The sequence below is a fragment of the Phenylobacterium sp. LH3H17 genome (assembly GCF_024298925.1).
GTDB lineage: Bacteria > Pseudomonadota > Alphaproteobacteria > Caulobacterales > Caulobacteraceae > Phenylobacterium.
On record NZ_CP101283.1, the window covers coordinates 3,951,665 to 3,977,267 of the forward strand.

The window sequence follows — 25,603 nt, forward strand, 5'->3', positions numbered from 1 at the left end:
CTTGGGCGCAACCTCAGGCGGCGGCCTGGCGGCCCTCGGCGTCGAACAGGCCGTTGATGGCGGCCAGCAGGCGCTCGGCCTTGATCGGCTTCTCGACCACCCCGTCCATCCCCTGGGCGAGGTAGTTGGCCGCGTCCCAGGGATCGGCGTTGGCGGTGAGCGCCAGGATAGGCGTGTCGGCCGCCGCTCCGGCCATGCCGCGGATCTTCCGCGTCGCGCCCACGCCGTCGAGATTGGGCATCTTGATGTCCATGAGGATCAGGTCGAAGCGGCCGCCGGCGGCGGCGGCCACCGCCTGCTCCCCGTCCTCGACGCTCTCGCTGGTGCAGCCGAACATGCCGCACAGGGTCTCGGCCACCAGCCGATTGGTGGCGTTGTCGTCGGCGATCAGCACGTGCAGGCCCCCGGCCGGACTCCCGGTCAGGTCCGGCTCGGCGGCGATGTCCTCCCCCGCCGGAGCCGGGACGTCGAACAGCGGAAACTCGAAGCGGAACGTGGCCCCCGGGCCGGGATTGGCGCGGGCCTCGATGCTGCCGCCCATCTGCTGGACCAACTGACGGCAGATGGAGAGGCCGAGTCCCGCCCCGCCCTCGCGCACCCCGGCCTCGGTCTGGCTGAAGGGCTGGAAGATGTTGGCCAGGCGATGCTCGGGCACGCCCACCCCGGTGTCGCGGACCAGGCCCTCCAAGTGGACATGGATGTCGTCGCGCCGGACCTTCAGCGTCACCTCGACCCCGCCCGAATAGGTGAACTTCAGCGCATTGCCGATCAGGTTGTTGAACACCTGCTTGATCCGCACCGCGTCGCCCAGCGCCCACTGATCAGGCGCGCCCTCATAGGCGAAGGTGAGGCTGAGGCTTTTCTGCTCGGCCCGCGCGGCCCACAGGGCGGCCAGGTCGTCCAGCAGGGCCGGGGCGCAGAAACCGTCCTCCGCAAGCTCCAGCTGGCCGGCGTCGGCGCGGGTCAGGTCCAGGGCGTCGGTCAGCAGTCGCAGCAGGGTCTGGCCCGAGTCCTGGATGGTGGTGACGTAGGGTTTCAGCTCCGGGTTGGCGAGCTTGCGCTGCAGGATGTCGGCTATGGCCAGCACCCCGTTCAGCGGCGTGCGGATCTCGTGGCTCATCACCGCCAGGAACTGCGACTTGGCGGTGAGCGCCGTCTGGGCCTCCAGCTTGGCCTGGTTCAGGGTCTCGGCCAGGCGGGTCATCTCCTGGGCGTGGGCGCGGTTGGCCGCGCTGGTGGCCTGCAGCAAGGACAGGGTCGAGCCGACCCCGGCGTAGCGGCCGCCGTTCAGCACCACGAAGCCCTTCATCACCTCGTTGGAGCGGTCGGCCAGCACCTCGCCGCAGAACTCGGCCACCAGGGTGTCGCCGTCGGCCACCAGCGGACTGGGGTTCATCAGCAGCGAGATCGGGCGCAGCGCGTAGAGCGCCCGGCCGTAGTGGGCGGCCATGGCCACGAAGAAGGCGTTGCGCTCCACCAGGCCGACCGGGCGGCCCTCCTCGTCCACCACGGCGATGGCAAGGGTCTCTGGTTCAGCCTGGAAGCGGTCATAGACATCCTGCCCCTGGGTTTGTGGCGAGATGGGCGCGATTGGCTGGATCAGGTCGAGGAGCGTGGCGGTCATGGGGGGAGCTTTCCGCTGTTCCAGCGTGGATTTAGACAACCCAGACTAATGATGGGTGAATCTTACTTATAACGATGCGACTTAGACCTGACGTTGTCTGTTATAAAAACGTCATACAAGCGTCATGATTTCGCTTAGCTTGGACGCTCCGAAAGAAGAACAAGTAATCGATGAATTACCCACCTCGGACTGGACGATCTCGCCGAGCTTCGCCATGATCTCCGGGTCCACGCCCCGAGGGGAGTTCATGTCTGAGATTGCGTTCGAGGCCCGGGCCTAACCGCCGAACCGGCGTCCTCGTCTGAGATCGGCTGTCAGGTCCGCATCGTCCGCGCCCCTTCGTTGGAGCGGGCGCGTGGTTTCACGCCTGACCTCGGACAACCCAGTGAACATATCGAAAGCGCAGCAACGGACGCTGCACGCCCTCGCCCAGGGCGGGACCATCATGCTCGAACGCGACGAACGAGGCCGCATCGTCGGCGCCTATTGCCAGACCCGCGACGGCTGGGCCCTGGCCGACTGCGATCTCCTGGTCTTCAAGGCCTTGAGGAAGAACGGCCTGATCGTCAGCCGGGGTGGCGGTCCCTATCGGATCAACCGCGAGGGGCTGGCCAATCTCAGGAGCCAGCTCGACAACCGCACCTCAAGCCGGCTGTGGTGAGTACCTGAGGAAGTGGACGCGCGCGGCGCCGTAGTCGCGCGCGTCCAGCTTCTCGAAATTCTCGACCGCGAAGTCGGCCTCGTCCGAGCCGCGCTCGAAGACGATCAGGGCGCCCGGGGTCAGCCAGCCGCCGGCGGCGAGCTTGGCGAGGGCGATCTCCCCGAGGCCCTTGGCGTAAGGAGGATCGAGGAAGGCCACATCGAAGGCCGGACCGTCGCCGCCGGGCCTCTGGCCAAGGTCGGTGGCGTCGCGCCGATGGACCCGGGTGCGGCCGAACAGCGAGAACGCGTCGACATTCTCGCGGATCGCGCCGCGGGCGGACTCGTCGGTCTCCACGAACAGGCAGAAGGCCGCGCCGCGCGACAGGGCCTCGAAGCCCAGGGCCCCCGACCCGGCGAACAGGTCGATGACACGGACGTCGCGCAGGCCCGGCGACCAGGCGGCGTGCTCCAGGATGTTGAACACCGCCTGGCGGGCGCGGTCGGAGGTCGGCCGGGTGCGGTCGCCCAAGGGCGCGGCCAGGGCCTTGCCGCGAAATTCTCCCGAGACGATGCGCAACAGAGGCTCCTTGCCGATTCGCCGCGACCTTGCCGCGCCGCCGTCCGCGATCCAAGCTCGCGCCCAACAATTCGATGGGAGGACGCGATGGGCCTGGTGAGTGTCGAACGCAAGGCCGGGACGGCTGTGATCACCTACGCCAACCCGCCGCTCGGGACCATGACAGTCCAGGGCTCCGAGGAGATCCTTGCGGCCTTCGAGGCCTGCGTGGCCGACGATGCGGTTCGGGTGGTGGTGCTGACCGGCGGCCTGCCGGGCATCTTCATCCGCCACTACGACGTGGGCGAGCTATCGGTGATGAGCGACACCATCGGCGACGCGCGGCCCCCGGCCGCCGAGGCCACGCCGCCGCGCCCCGGGGGAACATTCGGGGCGTTCGTCGACCTGCTGGCCAGCGCGCCCAAGCCGGTGATCGCGGCGATCAACGGCCTGTGCATGGGCGGCGGGTTCGAGATCGCCCTGGCCTGCGACCTGCGGATCGCGGCCTTGGACGCCGCGGCCATCGGCCTGCCGGAGACGCGGGCCGGCATCTTCCCGGGCGGCGGCGGCACCCAGCGCCTGCCCCGGGTCATCGGTGAGGCCAAGGCCCTGGAGATGATCCTGCTGGGCAAGGTGGTGACCGGTGAGAAGGCCGCCGAGATCGGGCTGGTGCACGAGGCCGTAGCCGATCCCCTGGCACGGGCCCTGGAGATCGCCGCCGAACTGGAGACGCGCGGCAAGGACGGCCTGGCCTATGCCAAGCGCCTCACCCGCGCCGCTTTGGACCGCCCCCTGGCCGAGGGGCTGGCGGACGAGCGCCGGAGCTTCGTGGAGATCCTGAAGACGGCTTCGGCCCGCGAGGGCCTGAGGGCCGCGCGTCCGCCCGCGGCGCTCCAGGACCTTTAGGCCGATCGGCGTCGGCCGACTTGCCGCGATAGGGCGAGGGCTTGCGCTCGGCGTCGGGACGTGGCGACCGCGGACGCTCGAAGGACTTGCCGCCCTCCTCGCGCTTCGGCCCGGCCTTGTAGTCCGGGCGTGGACCGCGCGGCGGGCCGTCGGAACGCGGCGCGCGCGGTCGGTCGGACGATGGGCCACCTTCACGCTTCGGGCCCGCCTTGTAGTCGGGACGGGGCCCGCGCGGCGCGTCGGAACGCGGGGCGCGGGGCCGATCGGATGACGGCCCACCCTCGCGTTTCGGACCCGCCTGATAGTCGGGGCGAGGTCCGCGCGGGGCGTCGGAACGGGGCGGGCGCGGGGCGTCGGAGGCGTAGGCGCGCTTGGGGCCTTCGCCGCGCGGCGGACGGTCGGGACCACGCGGGCCGCCTTCGCGCCTGGGTCCGTCCTTGTAGGCCGGTCGCGGCTTGTCGGAGGCGTAGGAGCGCGGTCGGTCGGCGGAGGCGCCTTCACGCTTGGGACCGTTCTTGAAATCTCGTGTCGGCCTCGGGCCGTCGGCCGAATAGGGCCGGCGGTCGATCAGGGTGGAGCCCTTGGACTTCGGACGTCCGGCGGGCCGGGAGGCGCTGGACCGCTGCGGAGCCGGCGTCGGCGCGACAGGCGCGCCGGGGCTGAAGGTGCGGATGCCGCCGGGCTTGTCGGCCACCAGGCGCGAGGAGCGAGCGCGGGGCGCCAGCGGAACCTCGCCGTGCGGCTTGGCCGGACCCGTCGCCGGAGCGGCCTCGACACCGGGACGCGGCGCGCGGCGGCGCTGGCCGGCGTGGACCTTGACCTCGATCTTGGGCGTCGCCCAGCCGGACTTGTAGACGGTCTTCTTCTTGGGCTCGGGCGCACCGGTGCCGCCGGTGGGAGCGCGGCGCCCGCCGCTGGAGCGGCCGGCCTTGTCGACGAACAGCGGCCGGTCGCCCTCGGGCAGGTTGGCCGGGGCGATGTGCTCGGCCAGTTGCTCGCGGATCACGCGGGGCCCGACCTCCTCAATCTGGCCCATTTCCAGGGTCCCGAGCGCGAAGGGGCCGTAGGACAGCCGGATCAGGCGGCCCACCGTCAGGCCGATGGACTGCATCACCCGGCGGACTTCACGGTTCTTGCCCTCCGCCAGGGTGACGGTGATCCAGATATTGGCGCCCTGCGGGCCTTCCTTGGCCTTGTCGATCTTGGCCTCGATCGGGCCGTACTTGACGCCCTCGACCGTGACGCCCTCGGCCAGCGTGTCGAGTTCGGCCTGAGTGATCCGGCCCCGGGCGCGGACCCGATAGCGGCGGACGATGCCGTTGGCGGGGCTCTCCAGCGCGCGCGCCAGCTCCCCGTCGTTGGTCAGCAGCAGCAGACCTTCGGAATTGATGTCGAGGCGGCCGACCGAGATCAGCCGCGGCAGGCCGGCGGGCAGGTGGTCGAACACCGTGGGCCGCCCCTGCGGGTCCTTGTGGGTGGTCAGCAGGTCCACCGGTTTGTGGTAGCGGAACAGGCGGGTGGGCTCGGGTGCGTTCACCACCTTGCCGTCGACGGTGAGGACGTCGCCGGCCTCGACCTTGACGGCGGGGGTGGTCAGCACCTCGCCATTGAGGGCGACGCGGCCGGCCTCGATGAGCTTTTCGACGTCGCGGCGGGAGGCGACACCGGCGCGGGCCAGGGCTTTTGCGACGCGCTCACCTTGACCGGGAGCCGTCTCGTCGTTGTCTTGGGGGTCGTGGATCATGATCAACGCACCATGCGCATCGCGCTTCAAGCCGCGCAAGACGCCGCCGCACGTGGCGAAACGCCCGTGGGCGCCGTCGTGGTCGATCCGGCGACCGGCGAAGTGGTCTCGATCGGGGCCAACGGACCCATCGGGGCGCACGATCCGACCGCCCATGCGGAGATCGTCGCCCTGCGCGCGGCGGCCGCCAGGCTGGGCAATTACCGACTGACCGACCTGACCCTGGTGGTGACCCTGGAACCCTGCGCCATGTGCGCCGGGGCGATCAGCCACGCCCGGATCGGACGGCTGGTGTTCGGGGCGGAGGACCCCAAGGGCGGGGCCGTGGTCCATGGCCCGAAATTCTTCGACCAGCCCACCTGCCACTGGCGCCCGCAGGTGGTCGGCGGGGTGCTGGCGGCGGAAAGCTCGGCCCTGCTGAAGGGATTCTTCCAGGCGCGGCGGAAAAAGACGAAGGACTAGGCCCATGCGCGACACGCTGATCGCCGTGCTTCTGCTGGCGGCGGGGTCTGCCCAGGCCGCGCCGGCGGACGACGTCCAGGCCCTGGCCTGGATGGCGGGGTCCTGGGTCCACGAGGCGGACGGCGTAACCGTGCGTGAGACCTGGCTCGCGCCGATCGGCGGCGCCATGGCGGGGGCCGCCCAGACCAATCGGCCGGGCAAGCGCCCCAGCCTGGAGTTCACCAGCATCACCGCCGAGCCGGCCGGCGCCACCTTCACCGCCCGTGTCGGAACCCAGCCGCCGACGCCCTTCGTGCTGAAGCCCGGTAAGGCCGATGAGGCGGTGTTCGAGAACCTGGCGCACGATTTTCCGCAGCGGGTCATCTACCGCCGCTGCGGCGAGGACCTCTGCGCCCGGGTCGAGGGGACGATCAACGGCAAGCTCGAGGGCGAGGACTGGCGCTACAGGCGGGCGGAGTAACCGACCCGTTCCTCTCGCCGCCTGAGGCTGGGCTATCGCATTCGCGGAGAGCGTAGATGCTCCCCCTCTGGGGGAGCTGGCCCGAAGGGCCTGAGGGGGACTTTAACCCCTGCCGAGACCCGTCGAGCCTCCGTCAGAGTTCATTCCAGTCCCCCTCACCCGGCCATTCGGCCGGGAGCTCCCCCAGAAGGGGAGCATCGATCACCGTGCCGTTCCGACCATATGCGACGGCCCTGCCTCGGGCGGGGAGAGGAACGAGCAGGGACCTAGCCTCTGAACAGGTCGAGGAACGCCGCCAGGTCGGCCGGGGAGCCCGTCTCCAGCTTCACCTTGCCCGAGGCAAGCGCCGCCTGCAGGCCGGCGGGCGAGGCGACAGCACCGACCCAGTCGGCCTTGGTCGCGGCCACCACCAGCGGGATTTCCGTCGCCACGCCCGAGGCGGTCTCGGCCACCCCGCGCCGCACCCCGATGGTCCAGTCGCCCTCGCCGGCCAGTCTCAACCCCATGGACCGCTCGACCCCCGCCGCCTTCTCGGCGTTCAAGCGCACGGGGAAGGTGGCGACGATGGCGGCGGCCGGCAGGCCCGCGGCCTGGGCGCCGCCCTGGCGCGCGCCGATCACCTGGGCCCAGCCGGGGGCCTTCTTCTCCAGCTCGGCGGCGCGCTGCAGGTAGTAGTTGCGCCCGTTGGGCGAGACGCTGTCATAGCCGAGCTGGCGCAGGGCCCTGGCCTGCAGGGCGTCGGCCTGGGGCTTGAGCGCCGGGTCGGCGCGGCCAACATGGCCGGCCAGTTCCGCCGTCCACTTCCAGCGTCCCCGGTCATAGGCGCCCTGGGCCTGGGCCAGGGCCGGGGCCGCGCCGCCGGCCAGGGCGACGATCTCCCGGGCGCGAACGTCCGGGGCGTCGAAGGAGAGCGTCGCCGGATCGCCGCCGAACCAGCCCATGTATCCCGTGACGACCGAGCGCACCGACCACTCAACCGTCCCGTAGTGCTCGAAGAGATAGGGATCGGCCGCCAGATGGGCGGGCAGCTTCACCTTCTCGACGATCTCGTCGGGGCTGAGGCCGGCGTTCATCCAGCGCACCGCCTGGTCATGGGTGAAGCGTATGGCGTCGCGATAGTTGGTGAGCGTGCCCATGATCGCCGGCGCGCCGACGATGGGCCGGGTGTGCGACGGGACCAGGACCTCGGGCTTCAGCGCCCGCATCCGGTCGACGGACGCCGCCCACTGCACCGGGTCGCGATAGCTGGTGCCGCGGATCGTGTAGAGGTTGGGGAAGGCCTTGTAGACATTGTCGCCCGGGAACAGGATTTTCCGGGCTGGCATCCAGACCAGGATCTGGTCCTCCGTCTCGCCGGGCGCATGCTCCAGCACGAAGCGCTCACCGCCCAGGGTCAGTTCGAGGCGGTCCTTGAAGACGGTGTTGGGCGCGATGAAGCCCCCCGCCCCGCCGCCGCCGAAGGCCGAGAGATAGGGCCCGATCCCCACATTGACGAAGCCGTCCGGCGTCCCCTTGGGCAGGAAGACTCCGTACATCCGCGCCGCCCGGGCGGCGATGGCCGGGGCGGCCACGCCGTTCCACTTGGCGGCCTCGCGCAGCAGGGTCTCGTGGGCGATGACTTTGCCGCCCTTGGCCAGCGGGAAGCCCGCCGCGCCGTTGATGTGGTCGTTGTGGTTGTGGGTGTAGATGATCGCCACCACCGGCTTGCCGGCCGCGCGCGGGGCGAACTCTGCCCAGACCTTCCTGGCCTCCTCCAGGCTGTCGGTGGTGTCGATGATCACCACGCCGGTCCTGCCCACCACCATGATCGAATTGGCGATGCCGTAGCCAACGGCGGAGAACACCCCGGGGGCGGGCTCATACACCTTGGGCGGGGCGAACTCGGCGGTGTGGGCGGCGAGCGACGGGGCGATGCGCGGGCCCGGCTCCTGGGCGTAGGCCGGGGCCTGGGCGGCGGCGGCCAGCCCGGCCGCAAGAACGATGGCGCGGATCATGTCGTTTTCCCCCGTGGCGCGGTTGCTGGACGCTTGCCAGCGTCCATACCGGGCCCAATGATGGCGCCATAATTAGATCATTCGGGAGCGACGTCATGGGTCTGTTGGATGGGAAGGTGGCGATTGTCACGGGCGCCGGGGGCGGTCTGGGCGAGGCCTACGCCAAGCTGTTCGCCAAGGAGGGCGCCTCGGTCGTGGTGAACGACCTGGGCGGATCGCGCGACGGGTCGGGTTCGGGAACCAGCGCGGCGGCCCAGAAGGTGGTGGACGAGATCGTGGCGGCCGGCGGCAAGGCCGTGGCCAACGGCGACGACGTCTCGACCATGGACGGCGGCGAGCGGATCGCCAAGACCGCCTTGGACAACTTCGGCCAGATCGACATCCTGGTCTGCAACGCCGGCATCCTGCGCGACAAGACCTTCGCCAACACCTCCGAGCAGGACTGGGACCTGGTGGTGAAGGTCCACCTGAAGGGCACCTATTGCTGCACCATGCCGGTGTGGAAATGGATGAAGGACAACGGCAAGCCGGGGGTCATCGTCATGACCAGTTCGACCTCGGGCCTCTACGGCAATTTCGGCCAGTCCAACTACGGGGCGGCCAAGGCCGGCATTTACGGCTTCATGCGCGTGCTCTCCATCGAGGGGCGCAAGTACGGCATCCGGGTCATGGGCCTGGCGCCGGGCGCCTTCACCCGCATGACCTCCGACCTGCCCGGCCGCCAAGGCAAGGAGCCGGACGCCATGAGCCTGCCGGAGAACATCGCGCCGGGCGTGCTCTACATGGTTTCCGACCTGGCCGCCGACCACACCGGCAAGGTGCTGGGCGTCTCGTCGCGCGGGGTGCGGGAGATCAAGATGCTGCAGACCGACGGCTTCCAGCCCGGCCGGCCCTACACCGCCCAGGAAGTCGCCGAACACGCCGGCGAGGTGTTCTTCCCCGCCGCGGCGGAACGGACGGCGGCCAGCGCCTAGGCGAAGGCCGCCAGCCGGGCGTCCAGGCGATCACGGACGTCCGGCCATTCGTCGTCGAGGATCGAGAAGATCACGGTGTCGCGGATGCGGCCGGTCCAGGTGAGGCGATCCTTGCGGAAGATCCCCTCCTGCACCGCGCCCATCTTCAGCACCGCGGCGCGGGAGCGGGCGTTGATGGCGTCGACGCGGTAGACCACTCGCCGCGCGCCGGTCTCGAAGGCCTCGCCCATCATCAGCCGCTTGGCCGCCGGGTTGGTCGCCCCGCCGCGGAAGTCGGGGTGGTAGTAGGTGCCGCCCACCTCGACCGCGGCGTTCACGGGGTCGGCCCCGATGAAGCAGGTCATGCCGATGCAGCGGCCGTCGACCACCACGGCGTAGTGCATCCAGGCGCCGGTGGCGCGGTCGCGGGGCATCTGGTTGTTCCAGCGCGCATCGAAGGCCTCGCCCAGCATCGAGTAGGGATAGAGGTCGTGGAACGTCGCCGGATCGGCTGAGCAGGCCGCGCGCAGGTCTTCCTTGTGGACCTCGGCCATGGGCTCGAGCCGCACGAAGCGGTTCTCCAGGACCTTGGGTTCGATCTTCATCCGCCGCCTCGCATGAACAGTTGAGCGGCCTGGATCAGATAGACGACGCCCACCCCGGTCACGATCCACTTTGTCCAGGACTTGAAGTCCACATCGCTCATGCGGTCGAGGATCTTGCCGCCCACCCATGTGCCACCCATGGAGAGGGGGATGGCGACGGCGAACAGCTGCCAGGGCGGCATGTCCTGGTTGGGCGTGGTCAGCAGGGGCGCGCCATAGACGACGATCTTGGCCAGGTGGGCGAAGACCTGGGTGGCGGCCTTGGTGGCGACGATGGCGTGGCGGGTGAGCACCGTGCGCACGAAGAAGACGTCGAGCAGCGGCCCCGCCACGCCCGCGAGCAGGTTGAGGCCGGTCACCATGAGGCCTGAGGTGAAGGCGTGAGCCGGCCTGGCCGCGTCCAGCCGCAGCCAGGTCTTCGGCAGCCAAACCAGGCCCGGCACCAGGCCCAGCGCCAGGTAGAGCAGGCCCTTGGACGGCACGAAGGAGATCAGCGCCACCAGCAGACCAGCCAGCAGGGAGGCCGCCGCATACCAGCCGACGATGTCCCAGCGCACGTGACGGGCGTGCAGCACCGCGCGCCAGCCGTTGGCGAAGAGCTGCAGGATTCCGTGGGTGACGAAGGCCGCCGAGACCGGCAGGACCAGGGCCAGCGCCCCCATCAGCACCAGGCCGCCGGCCATGCCGAAGACGCCTGACAGGGTGGCGGTGATGAAGGCCATCACCACGATGAAAATGGCCGCGAGAATATTCACTTGGGTCGTCCTCCGGGTTGCGACCCGCGCCCTATGGAGTGGACACAGGCCACCCCCGCTCGCGGATCTGCTGCGCTTCGCGCGCGAAAATGTGCGGGTCCGCCCGCGCACCTTCCGGAGGAAGGCGATGGCTCCAGGTCCGCCGTCCGCGGCGGGGCTGGCTGGGGATCACGACGACGGATCGACCCGGCCGCGCCTGGAGCACGACCTCATCTACACCCGAACAAGCGGAACCGTCGAGATTGTGCGGCTCAGATGTCTTTGTAGAAGACCACCGTGCCGCACGGCCGGCCGTCAGGCATCAGGGCGTAGCGGGGAATGACGCCCACCCGCACCCAGCCCAGCCTGGCGTAGAGCCGCTCGGCGGCCTCGCCCTCCACCGTGTCGAGGGTCAGCAGGCTCTTGCCCAGGTCGCGGCCCGCCTGCTCGGCGGCGCGCATCAGCGCCTCGCCCACGCCCCGGCGACGGCCGCGGCGGTGGACCAGCATCTTGGCGACGTCGCCCCGGTGCGGTTGATTGGGCGGACCCGCAGGGATCACCTCGACGACGCCGACTAGGCCCTCGTCGTCCTCGGCCACGATCACCGCGCGGCCGTCTTCGGCCTGGGCCTGCGCGACGCCGGTCCAGAATTCCAGGGCGTCGGCCAGGGTCAGATCGGCCATGAACGAGACCGAGGCCCCGCCCTCCACGCAGTCCTTGAGGATGACCGCCAGGGCCGGGGCGGCGGCTCGGGTCTCTGCGGCGTCGAGGCGGCGGATACGGAAGGGCTGGGTCATGGGCTTCGCCCCTACACCGGGATGAGCCGTCTCGCGACAGACAAAGGCCCCCGCGTGTGTCTCAACGCGGGGGCCTGTTCAAAATCCGGGCAAACAGCCCGGAGCCTAGTTACGGAAGACCGCGGCGGTGGACGGATCGGCCGGCATCTCGCGATACTGGCGCAGCTCGTTGCGGCCCACGACCATGTGGTGGACCTCATCGGGACCGTCGGCGATCCGCAGGGTGCGGGTGTTGGCGTACATCTTGGCGAGCGGGGTATGCTGCGACACGCCGAGCGCGCCGTGCATCTGGATGGCCTGGTCGATGATCTGGCAGACCCGCTCGGGCACCATGGCCTTGACCATGTGGATCCAGATGCGGGCTTCCTGATTGCCCAGGACGTCCATGGCCTTGGCGGCCTTGAGCACCATCAGGCGCATGGCCTCGATGTCGATGCGGGCGCGGCTGATGATCTCGATATTGCCGCCCAGTTGGACGAGGGGCTTGCCGAAAGCCTCGCGGGTCAGGCCGCGGGTGACCATCAGATCCAGGGCCTTCTCGGCCGAGCCGATGGCGCGCATGCAATGGTGGATGCGGCCCGGGCCCAGGCGGAGCTGGCTGATCTCGAAGCCCCGGCCCTCGCCCAACAGCATGTTCGACGCCGGCACGCGCACATTGTCGAAGATGATGTGCATGTGACCGTGCGGCGCGTCAGGATCGCCGAACACGTGCTGCGGACCGACGATCCTCACGCCGGGCGCGTCGGTGGGGACCAGGATCTGCGACTGGCGCAGGTTGGGCGGACCGTCCGGGCTGGTCTGGACCATGGTGATCATGATCTTGCAGCGCGGATCGCCGGCGCCGGAGATGTAGTGCTTCTCGCCGTTGATCACGTACTCGTCGCCCACCAGGGTGGCGCGGGTGTTGACGTTCTTGGCGTCCGAGGAGGCGGAGTTCAGCTCGGTCATGGCGAAGGCCGAGCGGATCTTGCCCTCCAGCAGCGGCTCCAGCCATTGCTTCTTCTGGGCCGCGGTGCCGACGCGCTCCAGGACCTCCATGTTGCCGGTGTCCGGCGCGGCGCAGTTCATGGTCTCGGAGGCCAGGCGGTTCTTGCCCAGCTCCACGGCGATATAGGCGTAGTCCAGATTCGACAGGCCCTCGCCGGTCTCGGCGTTGGGCAGGAAGAAGTTCCACAGGCCCGCGGCCTTGGCCTTGTCCTTGGCGGCTTCCAGCACTTCGAGCTGGCCGGGCGCGTAGGACCAGATGTTCGGGTTGCCTTCGCCCAGGCGGTGGAATTCCTCGCTCATCGGCTCGACGACGTCCTTGATGAACGCCTTCACCTTGTTGAGCAGCGGCAGCGCCTTTTCGGACATCCGCAGGTCGTTCAGGTCGTCCATCGGGTTCAGCTTGAAGCTGGAATCCGCCCGGTCCGCGGTCATGGTCATCTTGTCTCTCCCATAGCGGTTGTTGAGATCGGACCCCGCGTCGCGGCGCCCTGGTCGTCGGGCAGCCGCCTCGCGCCCGAAATGATAGGCCGACAGTTTTGCCCTGATACTGAGTTGAGATCAAACAAGCGTTTTAATTTTTCGCTGTAAATGTCCGAGCGGGAGAGCGGGCGCGCCGCTCAGTCCACCCGCAACCGGCCCGAAGCCAGGGCGTCGAGGGCCAGTTCGACGCTGGCCTTCAACTCCAGCCCGGTGGTGTCCAGCACGTGTGGCTCGAGGCCGCCCAGGTCGGCGAACTGGTCCCACATCGAGCCGATGACCTGCTCGTCGCGCATGGGGTGACCCTCCCGCCCCGTCCCGCGGGCGACGGCGGTGGCCCGGTCGGGGCGCAGGACCAGGTAGTCGAGCCGCACCCCGGCCCCCTGGGCGGCCTCGCGGAAGAACTGCAGGAACCACGGTCCCACAATGCCGTCGAAGACGACGGGATAGACCTGGGCCAAGGTCGTGGCGGCGGCCGCCATGGCGCGGGTGACCACGACGTTCTGGTCGTGGGATTCCGGCTTCCAGGGTGGGATGTAGCCCTTGGCGAACCAGGTCCACATGTCGTCGGAATGGAGGTGGAGGGCCGCCTCGGCCGGCCAGTCCCTGGCCAGGCGCCGCGCCAGGGTGCTCTTGCCCACCCCCGGCGACCCGGTGACGATCACCAGCCGTCCATCCATGAGAACCCCCGATCGCATGCGCCGACCGGTCGATTATACCCCATGCCTGCGGGCGTCCGCCGGGGACGTCCGGCTCAGGCGTAGAGGGGCGCCGGCAGGGTCAGGACGATCGCCGCGCTGGACATCAGCAGGATGGCGATCGCGGGGGCCAATTTCAGCAAGATCATCATGCCGCGGGAGATAGTGACCCGCGGCGCGGGACGCCAGTTAAGCTTCTGACAGATTTACTGAGGCGCGTGACAGACCGCCTCGATGTTGTGGCCATCGGGATCCAGGACGAATGCGCCGTAATAGTTCGGGTGGTAGTGGGCGCGCACGCCGGGCGGTCCGTTGTCGGTTCCGCCCGCCGCCAGGGCCGCAGCGTAGAAGGCGTCCACCTTGGCCCGGTCGCCGGCGGCGAAGGCCACGTGCAGCCGCCCCGTCGGAGGGCCGCCGGTCCCGATCCAGAAATAGGGCCGGCCCTCCGAGCCATAGCCCATGTGATTCTCACCGCCGGTCAGCTCCGGAGACACCTCCATGACCTTGGCGATGCCGAGGGGCGCCAGGGCGGCGTCGAAGAAGGCGCGCGCCCTGGCGAAATCGCTGACGGTCAGGCCGATGTGGTCGAGCATGGGATCCTCACGTCTCCGTTGGCCGCGAGCCTAGGTCCTCGCGCGCCAGATCCTGTCAGCAGCGCGGCCTATTTCGACGCAAGCTGGTCCGCCCCGGCACAGGCCGCGGCGAGCAGGGCGCGGTCGTCGGCGCTCTTGGCGGGGACGGTGTTGCCCGTGCGCCAGTTGGCCGACAGCTCCAGCGGCTTGGAGGGGGTGTAGGACCCCATCATGATCAGGGTCTTGCCCTTGCAGTCCAGCGCCACGACGTTGCCCACGCCGTCCGGCTTGCCCGGGGCGGAGGGACCCAGCCGCGGCTCGGCACCCGGCTTGCTGATCGCCTGCAAGACCACCACCCGGCCGGTCTGGGTGTCGCGGTAGCTGTAGTCGGCGTCGTAGGCCCACTGGATGCCCTTTTCGCTGGGCGTCCCATAGGGCTTCCAGGTCTCGGCCTGGGCGGCGCCGGCGGCGGCCATGGCGGATAGGACGGCGATCGCAATGACGCGGTGCATGGAAATACTCCTGGTTCAAATTCCCTCGCCGCGACCCTATCTGGCCGGGCAGGCGGGCACAAAGCCGAATCCATTTCCCTGGCTGAGCTTGACTTGGCGGCCCCTCGAGCCTACCTCCAGCCCGGCGTTAGCACTCAGGGGCGCCGGCTGCTAACGGCCCTGCCCCAAGCGCTTCGACCACAGCATTTTCAACCGTCCCGAACGGAGACTTAAAGATATGGCGTTTCGTCCTCTGGGAGACCGCGTCCTCGTGAAGCGCGTCGAGGAAGAAGAAAAGACCAAGGGCGGGATCATCATCCCCGACACCGCCAAGGAGAAGCCGCAGGAAGGCGAGATCATCGCCGTCGGCCCCGGCGCGCGCGACGACAACGGCAAGATTCAGCCGCTGGACGTCAAGAAGGGCGACAAGATCCTGTTCGGCAAGTGGTCCGGCACCGAGATCAAGATCGACGGTCAGGACCTCCTGATCATGAAGGAAAGCGACGTCCTGGGCGTGGTCGAGTAACCCGCACGGACCCCCTTCCCCCCATCAACATCCCTCTGAAAGAGCAGGAAAATGGCCGCTAAAGACGTCTATTTCGCTTCCGACGCGCGCGACCGCATGCTGCGCGGCGTCAACATCCTCGCCAACGCCGTCAAGGTGACCCTAGGCCCCAAGGGCCGCAACGTGGTCATCGAGAAGTCGTTCGGCGCCCCGCGTTCGACCAAGGACGGCGTTTCCGTCGCCAAGGAAATCGAGCTGGCTGACCGCTTCGAGAACCTCGGCGCCCAGCTGATCCGCGAAGTCGCCTCCAAGACCAACGACAAGGCCGGCGACGGCACCACCACCGCCACGGTCCTGGCGCAAGCCATCGTCGTGGAAGGCCTCAAGTCGGTCGCGGCCGGCATGAACCCGATGGACCTGAAGCGCGGCGTCGACAAGGCCGTGCTCAAGGTGATCGAAGAGATCAAGTCGACCTCCCGCAAGGTCACCACCAACGCCGAGATCGCCCAGGTCGGCACCATCTCCGCCAACGGCGACACCGAAGTCGGTGAGATGATCGCCAAGGCCATGGCCAAGGTCGGCAACGAAGGCGTCATCACGGTGGAAGAGGCCAAGAGCCTCGAGACCGAGCTGGACGTCGTCGAAGGGATGCAGTTCGACCGCGGCTACCTGTCGCCGTACTTCATCACCAACGCCGACAAGATGGAGGTCGAACTTGAAGAGCCTCTCATCCTGCTCTTCGAAAAGAAAGTCTCCTCGCTGCAGCCCCTGCTGCCGGTGCTGGAAGCGGTGGTCCAGTCGGGCCGTCCGCTGCTGATCATCGCCGAGGACGTCGAGGGCGAAGCCCTGGCCACCCTGGTGGTCAACAAGCTGCGCGGCGGCCTGAAGGTCGCGGCCGTCAAGGCTCCGGGCTTCGGCGATCGCCGCAAGGCCATGCTGGAAGACCTCGCCATCCTCACGGGCGGTGAACTGATCAGCGAAGACCTGGGCATCAAGCTCGAGAACGTCACGATCGACATGCTCGGCCGCGCCAAGAAGGTCTCGATCACCAAGGACGACACCACCATCGTCGACGGCGTCGGCGCCAAGGACGCGATCGAAGGCCGCATCGCCCAGATCAAGCGTCAGATCGAGGACACCACCTCGGACTACGACAAGGAAAAGCTGCAAGAGCGTCTGGCCAAGCTGGCCGGCGGCGTCGCGGTGATCCGTGTCGGCGGCGCGACGGAAGTCGAAGTGAAGGAAAAGAAGGACCGCGTCGACGACGCCCTGAACGCGACCCGCGCGGCCGTGGAAGAAGGCATCGTCCCCGGCGGCGGCGTCGCCCTGCTCAAGGCCTCGAAGGTTCTCGACGGTTTCAAGGGCGACAATGACGACCAGGAAGCCGGCGTGGCCATCGTGCGCCGCGCCCTGCAGGCCCCGATCCGTCAGATCTCGGAAAACGCCGGGGTCGAAGGCTCGATCGTGGTCGGCAAGGTGCTGGAAAACCCGTCGCCGACCTTCGGCTTCAACGCCCAGACCGAGGAATATGTCGATCTGGTCGCGGCCGGCGTCATCGACCCCGCCAAGGTGGTTCGGACGGCTCTGCAGGACGCGGCCTCGGTCGCCGGCCTGCTGATCACCACCGAAGCCGCCATCGTCGAAGCCCCCAAGAAGGGCGGCGGCGGCCAAGGCGGCGGCATGGGCGGCGGCATGGGCGGTATGGGCGACATGGACTTCTAAGTCCACGCACCCAACGCTCTGCAAAGATCGAGGGCGGGGCCGAAAGGCTCCGCCCTTTTTCTATGTCAGCCCCGCTTGGCGTCGCCGATGACGATGGCGCCGATCCAGCTCACCACGCCGGTGATAATGGCGGCGAGCAGGCCGGCGACCAGGCCCGTGACCGTGAAGCCCGGCAGTAGCCAGGCCACCAGCCCGATCATCGCGGCGTTCAGCACCAGCAGCCACAGGCCGAGCGTGATGACCGTGAGCGGCAGGGTGAGCACGAACAGGATCGGGCGCAGGATGGCGTTGACGATCCCCAGCAGCAGGGCGGCGATCAGCAGGTCGACGATCCCGCTATAGCTTACCCCCGGCAGCAGATAGGCGGCGAGCGCGAGGCCGAGCGCCCCGAAGACGATGCGGGCGAGGAAACGGATCATGCCGAGGCTCCATGAGGCTTGCGGTGCAGCTTTGCGCGCTTAAGTGTCGGCGGCAACCGCCAAGGAGGTCCCATGCCCTACGTCAACATCCGCATCACGCCCGGCGCCACCGAGGCCCAGAAGGCCGAGCTGATCGCGGGGGCGACGGACCTGCTGGTCAAGGTGCTGAACAAGAACCCCGCCACCACCTTCGTGATCATCGACGAGGTGCAGACCGAGGATTGGGGCATCGGCGGCGAGAGCGTCGCCGCGCGCAACCGCAAGGCCGCGGCAGGATAGCGGCAGCCCGCCGCCCTAGCCGACGCTCACCGCCTCGAGCGACGGGATCGACTGCGACAGCCGGCCGCCGATGCGGATGGGCTCGACGCGGCGGGCCAGGCCCGTGGCGTCGTCGGTCTCCACATAGACCCCGCAGACCGTGGCCGGACCCTCGGCCGGCTTGAAGCGGCCGCCGGAGACCCGGGTGGTGAACCTGCGCAGCGGCTCTTCCTTCTGGTTGCCGATGACGCTGTCATAGTCGGCGCAGGCGCCGGCGTCGGTCTGGTAGGCGGTGCCGCCCGGCAGGATCTGGCAGTCGGCGGTCGGGACGTGGGTGTGGGTGCCCACCACCAGGCTGGCGCGGCCGTCGCAGAAATGACCCATGGCCATCTTCTCCGAGGTGATCTCGGCGTGCATGTCGACCACGATGGCGTCGACCGCCATGCCCAGGGGGCAGGCTTCCAGTTCCCGGTCCACGGCGCCGAACGGATCGTCGAGCGAATCCATGTGGATGCGCCCCAGCACGTTGACCACCAGGATGCGCTTGCCGGCCTGGGTCTCGAACATCTGCGAGCCGCGGCCGGGGGTGTCGGCGAACAGCGGATAGTTGACCGGCCGGATCAGGCGCGGCTCGCGCACGATATAGGTCAGGGCCTCCTTCTGGTCGAAGGAGTGGTTGCCGAGGGTCAGGCAGTCGGCGCCGGCGTCGAACAGCTCGCGCGCGGTGTTCTCGGTGATCCCGAACCCGGCGGCGGCGTTCTCGGCGTTGACGATGACGAACTCGAGGTCGAGCCGGCGGCGCAGGGCGGGCAGGTAGTCGGCGAGGCCGTCACGGCCGGCGCGGCCGACCACATCCCCGAAGAAAGCGAAACGCATGGAAATTAGTCCTTTCGGACGTGGATATAGCCGCTTTCGGTCAGAATGGCGTCCAACCTCTGATCGTGCGGCTCGCAGGGGACCGACCGCACCTCCTGGCCCGCATAGGCCAGACCCAGGACGAAGACCGGCTTGTGGGCGCGCAGCTCGGCGATGGTGCGGTCGAAGTGACCGCCGCCCTGCCCCAGCCGCCCGCCCTGGCGATCGAAGGCCAGCAGCGGACACACGATGAGATCTGGGTGCAGCACCGGAGCGTGGCGCGGCGGGGCCGGCACGCCGAACAGGTCCGGCTGGGGGATATCGCGTTCGTCCCAGGCGCGGAACACCAGGGGCGCCTCGTGCTCCTCGCAGACCGGCAGGGCGAAGAAGGCGCCGGTGCGCGCCAGCCTGCGGATCAGCGGGCTGGGATCGATCTCCGCCCCGACGGCGTGATAGCCGCTGAAACAGGCGAAGGCGGGCAGGTGCTCGAGGACCAGGTGCTCGGCGGCGGCCTCGGCGGCGTGGGGCGCGGCCGTGGCCAGCTTGCGGCGGCGGCGGCGCAGTTCCGCGCGCAGGTCTGACTTGGTGGGATCAGGGTTCACGCCCTCAGCATAGGCGAAGGGTGGCGGCGCCGCGAGAGCCGTGAAGGACGGTTGAATCCCCTCGACCTGGATAACCAGGTGGGCGCCGTATTGCCCGGTCCCACGGGACCGGACAGGGACAGCTCCCTTAGAGTGAATTAAGGTCGCTGGGAAAATTTGCCTTCGACGAGAGCCGCAGCAGGCCCGCCACCTCGCAAGATAGGCCTTCCCCGCCAAGTTCTCAAGGTAAGCCTCATCAGGGCTTGCCCGTTTGCGACCACATTCCTATGCGTTTCCTCCGCCCGCTTGCCAAGGCAACGGAGCGCCGGCCCAGGATGGAGTACCAAAACATGACCGCGACGCCCCCCAGCGGCGGGTCCTGGCGACCGCAAACCCACCTGAAGCCGCGGATCGTGGTGATCGGCGTGGGCGGCGCCGGGGTCAACGCGGTCGACAACATGATCACGTCTGGCCTGCAGGGCGTGGACTTCGTGGTGGCCAACACCGACGCCCAGCAGCTCTCGCTCTCCAAGGCCGACCAGCGCATCCAGCTCGGCGTGCGCACCACCCAGGGTCTTGGCGCCGGCGCCAGCCCGGGAGCGGGCCTGGCGGCGGCCGAGGAGTCGGTGGACGAGATCGTCCGCCATCTGGAAAGCGCCGACATGGTGTTCATCACCGCGGGCATGGGCGGCGGCACCGGCACCGGGGCCGCGCCCTTCGTGGCCAAGTGCGCCCGCGAGCGCGGCATCCTCACCGTGGCCGTGGTCTCCAAGCCCTTCCGCTTCGAGGGTCGCCACCGGATGCGGATGGCCGATGCGGGCCTGGCCGAGCTGCAGCGCTATGTGGACACCTCCATCGTGGTGCCGAACCAGAACCTGTTCCGCATCGCCACCGAGCAGACCACCTTCGCCGACGCCTTCACCCTGGCCGACCAGGTGCTGCACGCCGGGGTGCGCTCGATCACCGACCTGATGGTGCTGCCGGGCCTGATCAATCTCGACTTCGCCGACGTGCTGTCGGTCATGGGCGGCATGGGCAACGCCATGATGGGCACCGGCGAGGCCACCGGCGACGGCCGCGCCCGCCTGGCCGCCCAGAACGCCATCGCAAATCCTCTGCTGGACGAGACCTCCCTGGCCGGCGCCAAGGCCGTGCTGGTCAATGTCACCGGCGGGAACGACATGACCCTGCTGGAGGTCGACGAGGCCGCCAACGCCATCTCAGAGCAGGTCGACCCCGACGCCAACATCATCTTTGGCGCGGCCCTGGACCAGGCCCTGGAGGGCAAGCTGCGGGTCTCGGTGGTGGCCACGGGCATGAACGGCGCCGAGGTTCCGCCCGAAAAGCCCGCCTTCGGCGAGCCGGCGGCGGGCTCGGAAGGGGCGCGCGTCAAGCCGTTCTGGGATCGGTAGCGCCCGCCTCTGCGTCCCTCGTCAGCATGTAGACCCGGGACAAATAGGTCGAGATCGCGACCACGCCGAGCAACATGACCATCGTGTAGAGAACGCCGATCCCGACGGTGGCCAGCCCCATGGTCTCCGCCTCGGGTGTGGTGTCGATGAGGTCCAGAAGAGCTAGGGCGAGCCAGAGCGGTCCGGCGGTCAGTATGGCGCCCCAATAGAAGCCAAGGCCAAGGGTCCGCGCCTGGAAGGCGGCGGTGGAGGCGTTTAGGCTCGCGCCCACCGCCAAGCCAGGAAAGACCGCGGCGAAAGGCGCCGCGCCCAACAGTAACAAGGCCGAGATCGCGAATCTCAGAATCGCCTCGGCTGCCTCGGCCTCGACCGCGATGCCCGTCAGCAGGCCCACGCCGCGCGACACTGCCAGGTCCTCGATCCCGTTCAGGACGCTGAGCGCGATGACCAAGCGCCACACATAGCTCCATAGCGGTCTGAAAGGGCGAGCCAGGAGCGCCGGCGGCTCGCCGCCGACCACGAAGCGGCACCATGCGATCGACAAGACAGGAGTCATCATGGCGTACAGCACGATGATCGCGCCTAGAACGACCAGCAGCCAAAGCGCCTCACTTCGAGACGCCGCCTCCATCCCGTGAGAGAGGGCCATGAGGGCGAAGAACAGGGCCGCCGTGAAGACCAGGCAAGGCGTCAGCAGACGCATCAACGGCCCCCGCTGTTTCACCATGAAGCGAAAGACCTGAAGCGCTTCATCAGCGCCCGAGAACCGGACGGGGCGGTTTTCGTCGGCCTTCGCTCGTTGTATGGCGCGCTCAGAGTCCGCCAATCTCGCGTACGAGCGCGGCAGCATCGCCACCATTATCCCGAGCATGGTGACACCCGCGGAGATCGCCGGCGCGATCTCGAGGTCAACCGCCAGCAAGCCGACGAATGAGAGCACGACGATAACGACGCCAACGGCCACGAACGCCTTCGGCCACCGCGACGCGGCGGCCTTCAAGACCTCGCTCCGCAGCGCAATGAACAGGAACACTAGGCCGGCCATCGCGGTGATCACGATGCCGATCTGTTCCTTCCCGAACAGCAGCGTTAGAAATACCGCCGAGACCAAGACGGCCGCTAGCGGCCAGAGCTTCTTCGGCATGGTCCCTCCACTTACAGTGGAGCTTCTAGGTTGGAGAGGGCTAAGGCAAGCGCCCCTACTCCGCCGCCAGCTTCTCGATGCGCTTGGCGGCGTTTTCCAGGACGCCGGCCAGCCGGCTCTCGGCGCGGGCGTGGTCGGACTGGGCGCGGGCCAGTTCCGCCTGCGCGGCGCCCAGGCGGGTCTTCAGGTCCATCAGCTCATCGGCCAGCAGCAGCGAACCCATGAGGAAGAGGCGCGTCTCGCCCAGCTGCCCCATGTCCTGCGACACCTGGCGGACCTGGCGGTCGAAGATCCTCGCCAGCTCCATCAGGTGGTTCTCCTGGCCGTCCTCGCAGCCCACCGCATAGGGCCGGCCGTTCACATTGATATTGATCTGGGCCATGGCTCAGGCCTCCTCGGTCTCTTCGGCGGGGGCGCTGTGCAGGGCGGTCTTGATCTCGGCGATCGCGCGGCCTAGCGCCGCAGAAGCCTCGGCCCCGGCCGCCTCCAGTTCCTTTTCCCGCGCGCGGGCCTGGTCCAGTTCGGCCGCGAGCCTGGCGTCGCCCTGCTCGAACAGGCCGCCCTTCGCGCCGCCGCCCTTGCCCAGGCGTTGCTCCAGTTGGGACAGCGCCCGATCCAGCCGCTTCACGGCCTGGTCGAGGGCGTTCTCGCCCATCGGCTCCCGCATGATTCCAAGCTCCGAAAGTGTGACCGTTAATCTATAGACCCGCCCGGGCGCGCGCCGAAACCCGCTGTGTGCGCGCTGGGTTCCTTGACCCCTCAGGCCCCGCGTGCGACCCCGCGCCCATTCGCGCCCAGACTCATCTCCGGAAGATATTAATGTCCGCATCGCTCCAGACCATGGCCGACGCCATCCGCGTGCTTTCGATGGACGCGGTCCACAAGGCCAAGTCCGGTCACCAGGGCATGCCGATGGGCATGGCCGACGTCGCCACGGTGCTCTGGACCAAGTTCCTGAAGTACGACGCGGCCAAGCCCGACTGGGCCGATCGCGACCGGTTCGTGCTGTCCGCGGGCCACGGTTCGATGCTGATTTACGCCCTGCTGCACCTGACCGGCTTCAAGGCCGTGACCATGGATCAGATCCGCGACTTCCGTCAGTGGGGCTCCAACACCGCCGGCCACCCCGAATACGGCCACACGCCCGGCGTCGAGACCACCACCGGCCCCCTGGGCCAGGGACTGGCCACCGCCGTCGGCATGGCCATGGCCGAGCGCCACCTCAACTCGCGCTTCGGCGACGAGGTGGTCGACCACCGCACCTGGGTGATCGCCGGCGACGGCTGCCTGATGGAGGGCGTGAGCCATGAGGCCGCCTCCATCGCCGGACGCTTCAAGCTGGCCAAGCTCACCGTGCTGTTCGACGACAACAACACCACCATCGACGGCGAGGCGACCATCTCCGAGACCGGCGACCAGTTGGCCCGCTTCAAGTCCTACGGCTGGGCGGTGAAGGAGGTCGACGGCCACCACTTCGGCAAGATCGCCGCGGCGATGAAGTGGGCCACGCGCCAGAACCGCCCGACCCTGATCGCCTGCAAGACCAAGATCTCCAAGGGCGCCGGCCGCAAGGAAGGCGACCCGCACAGCCACGGCTACACCCTGTTCGACGACGAGATCGCCGACGCCCGCCTGGCCATGGGCTGGACCCACGCGCCGTTCGAGGTGCCGGACGAGGTGCTGAAGCCCTGGCGTTCGGCCGGGAAGAAGGGCGGCAGGGCCCGCAAGCACTGGCAGGCCAAGCTCGACAAGTCGCCGCTCAAGTCCGAGTTCGAACGGGCCATGCGGGGCGACCTGCCGGCCGGCGCCTTCGATCGCCTGGACGCCTATACGGCGGAGGCCGCCGCCTCCAAGCCCGCCGCCGCCACCCGCCAGCATTCGGGCTCGGCCCTGGAGCAGCTGGTCCCGGCCATCCCGGAGATGGTCGGCGGCTCGGCGGACCTGACCGGCTCGAACAACACCTACGTCAAGGGAACCAAGGCCTTCGACCTGCCCGACTATGACGGCCGCTACGTCCACTACGGCGTGCGCGAGCACGGCATGGCCGCGGCGATGAACGGCATGGCCCTGCACGGCGGGGTGATCCCATTCTCCGGCACCTTCCTGGTGTTCTCCGACTACAGCCGCCCGGCCATCCGTCTGGGCGCCCTGATGGGAATCCGCGTGGTCCACGTCATGACCCACGACTCCATCGGAGTCGGCGAGGACGGTCCGACCCACCAGCCGGTGGAGCATGTGGGATCCCTGCGGATGATCCCCAATCTCAACGTCTTCCGCCCCGCCGACGCGGTGGAGGCGGCCGAGTGCTGGAAGCTGGCCCTCTCCACCAAGACCACGCCCTCGGTCATGGCCCTGTCGCGCCAGAAGGTCCCGGCGGTGCGCGACTCCGCAGGCGAGAACCTTTCGGCCAAGGGCGCCTATGAACTCAGCCCCGCCAGCGGTCCGGCCCAGGTGACCCTCTTCGGCTCGGGCACCGAGGTTTCCGTGGCGGTCGCCGCCCAGAAGCTGCTGGAAGCCGAGGGGATCGCCACCCGAGTGGTCTCCACCCCCTGCTGGGAGCTGTTCGCCGCCCAGCCGGCCGCCTACCGGAAGTCGGTGATCGGCGAGGCCAAGGTCCGCGTCGCCGTCGAGGCCCAGGTCGGCTTCGGCTGGGAACGGTTCATCGGCGAGGATGGGGTGTTCGTGGGCATGACCGGCTTCGGCGCCAGCGCCCCGGCCGAGGTGCTCTACAAGCAGTTCGGCATCACCGCCCAAGCCGTGGCCGCCGCGGCCAGATCCAAGCTGGGTTGATCGCCATGCGCCTCGGCACGCCGCTCTCGCCCACCGCCGTAAAGGTCATGCTGCTGGGCTCCGGCGAGCTGGGCAAGGAGGTGGCCATCGAGCTGCAGCGGCTGGGCTGCGAGGTGATCGCCGTCGACCGCTACGAGGGCGCCCCGGCCCATCAGGTCGCCCATCGCAGCCACGTCATCGCCATGACGGACGCCAAGGCCCTACGCGCCCTGGTCGAGCTGGAGCGGCCGCACCTGATCGTGCCCGAGATCGAGGCCATCGCCACCGACGAGCTGGTGCGCATCGAGGCCGAGGGCCTGGCCACGGTCATCCCGACCGCCCGCGCCGCCCAGCTGACCATGAACCGCGAGGGCATCCGGCGGCTGGCCGCCGAGACCCTGGGACTGCCCACCTCGCCATACGCCTTCGCCGCCACCGAGGCGGAACTGGCGGCGGGCGCGGAGGCCACCGGCTTCCCCTGTTTCGTGAAGCCGGTGATGTCGTCCTCCGGCAAGGGCCAGTCCTATGTGGAAGGCCCAGAGGGGATCGCCGCGGCCTGGCGCTACGCCCTGGAGGCCGGACGGGTCGAACAGGCCCTGGTGATCGTCGAGGGCAGGATCGACTTCGAGTTCGAGATCACCCTGCTGACCGTCCGCTCCAAGGCGGCGGACGGATCCATCCTCACCAGCTTCTGCGCCCCCGTCGGCCACCGGCAGGTGAAGGGCGACTATGTGGAGAGCTGGCAGCCGCAGGCCATGAGCGCCGCGGCGCTCGACCGTGCCCGCGAGATCGCCGCCGCCGTGACCGGCGAGCTGGGCGGGCTTGGCCTGTTCGGCGTCGAGCTGTTCGTGCGCGGCGACGAGGTCTGGTTCTCCGAGGTCAGCCCCCGGCCGCACGACACCGGCCTCGTCACCCTGGCCACCCAGGCGCAGAGCGAGTTCGCCCTGCACGCCCGCGCCATCCTGGGCCTGCCGGTGGACACCGCCCTGCGCGAGCCGGGCGCCAGCGCGGTGATCTATGGCGGCATGGAAGCCCGGGGGATCGCCTTCGAGGGCGTCGCCGAAGCCCTTTCCGTCCCCGGGGCGGACCTGCGCCTGTTCGGCAAGCCAGAGGCGTTCGAACGCCGCCGCATGGGCGTGGCCCTGGCCCGCGCCGCCGACGTGGACGAAGCACGCGCCCGCGCCCGCGAGGCGGCCTCCCGGGTCAGGCCGGTCGCAGGCTGAGCAGCTTGGCGGA

General features: G+C 69.0%; 26 protein-coding genes, 1 other RNA gene and 2 pseudogenes. 11 read left to right on the forward strand and 18 right to left on the reverse strand.

The genetic code is table 11. The annotated features are described in order from the left end of the window. Positions 1–13: 13 nt before the first annotated feature. Entirely contained in the window at positions 14–1,624 is a 1,611-nt protein-coding gene (locus tag M9M90_RS19510; protein WP_254834895.1) for an ATP-binding protein, read from the reverse strand. A 385-nt stretch (positions 1,625–2,009) separates the two neighbouring features. Here M9M90_RS19510 and M9M90_RS19515 point away from each other — a divergent pair, with 385 nt between their 5' ends. Next, on the forward strand, positions 2,010–2,285 hold the full coding sequence (locus tag M9M90_RS19515) for a YjhX family toxin (RefSeq protein ID WP_254834896.1): 276 nt from the start codon (positions 2,010–2,012) through the stop codon (positions 2,283–2,285). Here the strand turns inward: M9M90_RS19515 and rsmD are convergent. After that, the gene (gene rsmD / locus M9M90_RS19520) at positions 2,268–2,843 is read right to left on the reverse strand and encodes a 16S rRNA (guanine(966)-N(2))-methyltransferase RsmD (RefSeq protein ID WP_254834897.1); all 576 of its coding nucleotides are present in this window, start codon (positions 2,841–2,843) and stop codon (positions 2,268–2,270) included. The two genes, M9M90_RS19515 and rsmD, sit on opposite strands and share 18 nt — an antisense overlap. Before the next feature lie 87 nt (positions 2,844–2,930). Here rsmD and M9M90_RS19525 point away from each other — a divergent pair, with 87 nt between their 5' ends. Further along, complete coding sequence (locus tag M9M90_RS19525; RefSeq protein WP_305885128.1) at positions 2,931–3,728, forward strand: enoyl-CoA hydratase/isomerase family protein; 798 nt, start codon at positions 2,931–2,933, stop codon at positions 3,726–3,728. Between the two features lie 1,075 nt (positions 3,729–4,803). Here the strand turns inward: M9M90_RS19525 and M9M90_RS19530 are convergent. Continuing rightward, a pseudogene (locus M9M90_RS19530) lies at positions 4,804–5,472 on the reverse strand (pseudouridine synthase); the annotation flags it as partial. Positions 5,473–5,484: 12 nt separating this feature from the next. On the opposite strand from M9M90_RS19530, the gene tadA reads away from it, so the two are divergent. Both tadA and M9M90_RS19540 read left to right on the forward strand, forming a co-directional pair. Continuing rightward, complete coding sequence (gene tadA / locus M9M90_RS19535; protein WP_254834898.1) at positions 5,485–5,934, forward strand: tRNA adenosine(34) deaminase TadA; 450 nt, start codon at positions 5,485–5,487, stop codon at positions 5,932–5,934. A gap of 4 nt (positions 5,935–5,938) precedes the next feature. Further along, entirely contained in the window at positions 5,939–6,394 is a 456-nt protein-coding gene (locus tag M9M90_RS19540) for a DUF6265 family protein (RefSeq protein WP_254834899.1), read from the forward strand. Between the two features lie 266 nt (positions 6,395–6,660). Here the strand turns inward: M9M90_RS19540 and M9M90_RS19545 are convergent, their stop codons facing one another. Then, positions 6,661–8,388, reverse strand: a complete 1,728-nt coding sequence (locus tag M9M90_RS19545; protein WP_254834900.1) for an alkyl sulfatase dimerization domain-containing protein — start codon at positions 8,386–8,388, stop codon at positions 6,661–6,663. A 95-nt stretch (positions 8,389–8,483) separates the two neighbouring features. On the opposite strand from M9M90_RS19545, the gene M9M90_RS19550 reads away from it, so the two are divergent. Beyond that, on the forward strand, positions 8,484–9,362 hold the full coding sequence (locus M9M90_RS19550) for an SDR family NAD(P)-dependent oxidoreductase (protein ID WP_254834901.1): 879 nt from the start codon (positions 8,484–8,486) through the stop codon (positions 9,360–9,362). On the opposite strand, the gene M9M90_RS19555 is transcribed toward M9M90_RS19550, so the two are convergent. The 7 genes from M9M90_RS19555 to M9M90_RS19585 all read right to left on the reverse strand — a co-directional run bounded on the left by M9M90_RS19555 (position 9,359) and on the right by M9M90_RS19585 (position 14,723). Further along, positions 9,359–9,946, reverse strand: a complete 588-nt coding sequence (locus M9M90_RS19555; RefSeq protein ID WP_254834902.1) for a GNAT family N-acetyltransferase — start codon at positions 9,944–9,946, stop codon at positions 9,359–9,361. The two genes, M9M90_RS19550 and M9M90_RS19555, sit on opposite strands and share 4 nt — an antisense overlap. Continuing rightward, positions 9,943–10,701 carry a sulfite exporter TauE/SafE family protein gene (locus M9M90_RS19560; protein ID WP_254834903.1) on the reverse strand — a complete coding sequence of 253 codons (759 nt, stop codon included), beginning with the start codon at positions 10,699–10,701 and terminating at the stop codon, positions 9,943–9,945. The genes M9M90_RS19555 and M9M90_RS19560 overlap by 4 nt, the downstream gene beginning before the upstream one ends. Positions 10,702–10,952: 251 nt before the next feature. Next, positions 10,953–11,477 carry a GNAT family N-acetyltransferase gene (locus tag M9M90_RS19565; RefSeq protein ID WP_254834904.1) on the reverse strand — a complete coding sequence of 175 codons (525 nt, stop codon included), beginning with the start codon at positions 11,475–11,477 and terminating at the stop codon, positions 10,953–10,955. Between the two features lie 105 nt (positions 11,478–11,582). Then, a complete protein-coding gene (locus tag M9M90_RS19570) occupies positions 11,583–12,896 on the reverse strand; it encodes an acyl-CoA dehydrogenase family protein (RefSeq protein WP_371876939.1) in 1,314 nt (437 codons plus the stop codon). A gap of 185 nt (positions 12,897–13,081) precedes the next feature. Next, on the reverse strand, positions 13,082–13,621 hold the full coding sequence (locus M9M90_RS19575; protein ID WP_254834906.1) for an AAA family ATPase: 540 nt from the start codon (positions 13,619–13,621) through the stop codon (positions 13,082–13,084). Between the two features lie 224 nt (positions 13,622–13,845). Beyond that, positions 13,846–14,232 carry a VOC family protein gene (locus M9M90_RS19580; RefSeq protein ID WP_254834907.1) on the reverse strand — a complete coding sequence of 129 codons (387 nt, stop codon included), beginning with the start codon at positions 14,230–14,232 and terminating at the stop codon, positions 13,846–13,848. Positions 14,233–14,300: 68 nt separating this feature from the next. Beyond that, positions 14,301–14,723 carry a hypothetical protein gene (locus M9M90_RS19585; protein WP_254834908.1) on the reverse strand — a complete coding sequence of 141 codons (423 nt, stop codon included), beginning with the start codon at positions 14,721–14,723 and terminating at the stop codon, positions 14,301–14,303. Positions 14,724–14,940: 217 nt separating this feature from the next. Here M9M90_RS19585 and groES point away from each other — a divergent pair, with 217 nt between their 5' ends. Beyond that, entirely contained in the window at positions 14,941–15,228 is a 288-nt protein-coding gene (gene groES / locus M9M90_RS19590) for a co-chaperone GroES (RefSeq protein WP_254834909.1), read from the forward strand. A gap of 51 nt (positions 15,229–15,279) precedes the next feature. Then, positions 15,280–16,929, forward strand: a complete 1,650-nt coding sequence (gene groL, locus M9M90_RS19595) for a chaperonin GroEL (RefSeq protein ID WP_254834910.1) — start codon at positions 15,280–15,282, stop codon at positions 16,927–16,929. Between the two features lie 65 nt (positions 16,930–16,994). Here the strand turns inward: groL and M9M90_RS19600 are convergent, their stop codons facing one another. Next, entirely contained in the window at positions 16,995–17,348 is a 354-nt protein-coding gene (locus tag M9M90_RS19600; RefSeq protein WP_254834911.1) for a phage holin family protein, read from the reverse strand. Between the two features lie 72 nt (positions 17,349–17,420). On the opposite strand from M9M90_RS19600, the gene M9M90_RS19605 reads away from it, so the two are divergent. Further along, positions 17,421–17,627: a 4-oxalocrotonate tautomerase family protein gene (locus M9M90_RS19605; protein ID WP_254834912.1), complete on the forward strand. Its 207-nt coding sequence runs from the start codon at positions 17,421–17,423 to the stop codon at positions 17,625–17,627. 15 nt (positions 17,628–17,642) lie between these two features. On the opposite strand, the gene M9M90_RS19610 is transcribed toward M9M90_RS19605, so the two are convergent. The 3 genes from M9M90_RS19610 to ssrS all read right to left on the reverse strand — a co-directional run bounded on the left by M9M90_RS19610 (position 17,643) and on the right by ssrS (position 19,247). Continuing rightward, positions 17,643–18,482 carry a TIGR00282 family metallophosphoesterase gene (locus M9M90_RS19610; RefSeq protein ID WP_254834913.1) on the reverse strand — a complete coding sequence of 280 codons (840 nt, stop codon included), beginning with the start codon at positions 18,480–18,482 and terminating at the stop codon, positions 17,643–17,645. Positions 18,483–18,487: 5 nt separating this feature from the next. Further along, positions 18,488–19,063 (reverse strand): 5-formyltetrahydrofolate cyclo-ligase, encoded by a 576-nt coding sequence (locus tag M9M90_RS19615; RefSeq protein WP_254834914.1) that lies wholly within the window; start codon positions 19,061–19,063, stop codon positions 18,488–18,490. Between the two features lie 24 nt (positions 19,064–19,087). Beyond that, positions 19,088–19,247: non-coding RNA, 6S RNA (gene ssrS, locus M9M90_RS19620), on the reverse strand. A gap of 145 nt (positions 19,248–19,392) precedes the next feature. Between ssrS and ftsZ the strand changes: the two are divergent. Further along, positions 19,393–20,391, forward strand: a pseudogene (ftsZ, locus tag M9M90_RS19625) (cell division protein FtsZ); the annotation flags it as partial. A gap of 40 nt (positions 20,392–20,431) precedes the next feature. Here ftsZ and M9M90_RS19630 read toward each other — a convergent pair. The 3 genes from M9M90_RS19630 to M9M90_RS19640 are packed head-to-tail and all read right to left on the reverse strand — an operon-like array spanning position 20,432 to position 22,265. Then, complete coding sequence (locus M9M90_RS19630; protein WP_254834915.1) at positions 20,432–21,598, reverse strand: hypothetical protein; 1,167 nt, start codon at positions 21,596–21,598, stop codon at positions 20,432–20,434. A gap of 55 nt (positions 21,599–21,653) precedes the next feature. After that, on the reverse strand, positions 21,654–21,980 hold the full coding sequence (locus tag M9M90_RS19635) for a cell division protein ZapA (RefSeq protein WP_254834916.1): 327 nt from the start codon (positions 21,978–21,980) through the stop codon (positions 21,654–21,656). A 3-nt stretch (positions 21,981–21,983) separates the two neighbouring features. Continuing rightward, entirely contained in the window at positions 21,984–22,265 is a 282-nt protein-coding gene (locus M9M90_RS19640) for a DUF4164 family protein (protein WP_305885129.1), read from the reverse strand. 119 nt (positions 22,266–22,384) lie between these two features. On the opposite strand from M9M90_RS19640, the gene tkt reads away from it, so the two are divergent. Both tkt and purT read left to right on the forward strand, forming a co-directional pair. After that, entirely contained in the window at positions 22,385–24,388 is a 2,004-nt protein-coding gene (gene tkt / locus M9M90_RS19645) for a transketolase (RefSeq protein WP_256549252.1), read from the forward strand. Next, entirely contained in the window at positions 24,388–25,590 is a 1,203-nt protein-coding gene (purT, locus tag M9M90_RS19650) for a formate-dependent phosphoribosylglycinamide formyltransferase (protein ID WP_371876940.1), read from the forward strand. The genes tkt and purT overlap by 1 nt, the downstream gene beginning before the upstream one ends. The last annotated feature ends 13 nt before the right edge of the window (positions 25,591–25,603 follow it).

Excerpts from the sequence above, each read along its gene's own strand:
- M9M90_RS19510 (WP_254834895.1), bottom strand. The coding sequence starts at position 1,624 with ATGACCGCCACGCTCCTCGACCTGATCCAGCCAATCGCGCCCATCTCG.
- M9M90_RS19525 (WP_305885128.1), top strand. The coding sequence starts at position 2,931 with ATGGGCCTGGTGAGTGTCGAACGCAAGGCCGGGACGGCTGTGATCACC.
- tadA (WP_254834898.1), top strand. The coding sequence starts at position 5,485 with ATGCGCATCGCGCTTCAAGCCGCGCAAGACGCCGCCGCACGTGGCGAA.
- M9M90_RS19540 (WP_254834899.1), top strand. The coding sequence starts at position 5,939 with ATGCGCGACACGCTGATCGCCGTGCTTCTGCTGGCGGCGGGGTCTGCC.
- M9M90_RS19545 (WP_254834900.1), bottom strand. The coding sequence starts at position 8,388 with ATGATCCGCGCCATCGTTCTTGCGGCCGGGCTGGCCGCCGCCGCCCAG.
- M9M90_RS19550 (WP_254834901.1), top strand. The coding sequence starts at position 8,484 with ATGGGTCTGTTGGATGGGAAGGTGGCGATTGTCACGGGCGCCGGGGGC.
- M9M90_RS19555 (WP_254834902.1), bottom strand. The coding sequence starts at position 9,946 with ATGAAGATCGAACCCAAGGTCCTGGAGAACCGCTTCGTGCGGCTCGAG.
- M9M90_RS19565 (WP_254834904.1), bottom strand. The coding sequence starts at position 11,477 with ATGACCCAGCCCTTCCGTATCCGCCGCCTCGACGCCGCAGAGACCCGA.
- M9M90_RS19570 (WP_371876939.1), bottom strand. The coding sequence starts at position 12,896 with ATGACCGCGGACCGGGCGGATTCCAGCTTCAAGCTGAACCCGATGGAC.
- M9M90_RS19575 (WP_254834906.1), bottom strand. The coding sequence starts at position 13,621 with ATGGATGGACGGCTGGTGATCGTCACCGGGTCGCCGGGGGTGGGCAAG.
- M9M90_RS19580 (WP_254834907.1), bottom strand. The coding sequence starts at position 14,232 with ATGCTCGACCACATCGGCCTGACCGTCAGCGATTTCGCCAGGGCGCGC.
- M9M90_RS19585 (WP_254834908.1), bottom strand. The coding sequence starts at position 14,723 with ATGCACCGCGTCATTGCGATCGCCGTCCTATCCGCCATGGCCGCCGCC.
- groES (WP_254834909.1), top strand. The coding sequence starts at position 14,941 with ATGGCGTTTCGTCCTCTGGGAGACCGCGTCCTCGTGAAGCGCGTCGAG.
- groL (WP_254834910.1), top strand. The coding sequence starts at position 15,280 with ATGGCCGCTAAAGACGTCTATTTCGCTTCCGACGCGCGCGACCGCATG.
- M9M90_RS19600 (WP_254834911.1), bottom strand. The coding sequence starts at position 17,348 with ATGATCCGTTTCCTCGCCCGCATCGTCTTCGGGGCGCTCGGCCTCGCG.
- M9M90_RS19605 (WP_254834912.1), top strand. The coding sequence starts at position 17,421 with ATGCCCTACGTCAACATCCGCATCACGCCCGGCGCCACCGAGGCCCAG.
- M9M90_RS19610 (WP_254834913.1), bottom strand. The coding sequence starts at position 18,482 with ATGCGTTTCGCTTTCTTCGGGGATGTGGTCGGCCGCGCCGGCCGTGAC.
- M9M90_RS19630 (WP_254834915.1), bottom strand. The coding sequence starts at position 21,598 with ATGCCGAAGAAGCTCTGGCCGCTAGCGGCCGTCTTGGTCTCGGCGGTA.
- M9M90_RS19635 (WP_254834916.1), bottom strand. The coding sequence starts at position 21,980 with ATGGCCCAGATCAATATCAATGTGAACGGCCGGCCCTATGCGGTGGGC.
- M9M90_RS19640 (WP_305885129.1), bottom strand. The coding sequence starts at position 22,265 with ATGCGGGAGCCGATGGGCGAGAACGCCCTCGACCAGGCCGTGAAGCGG.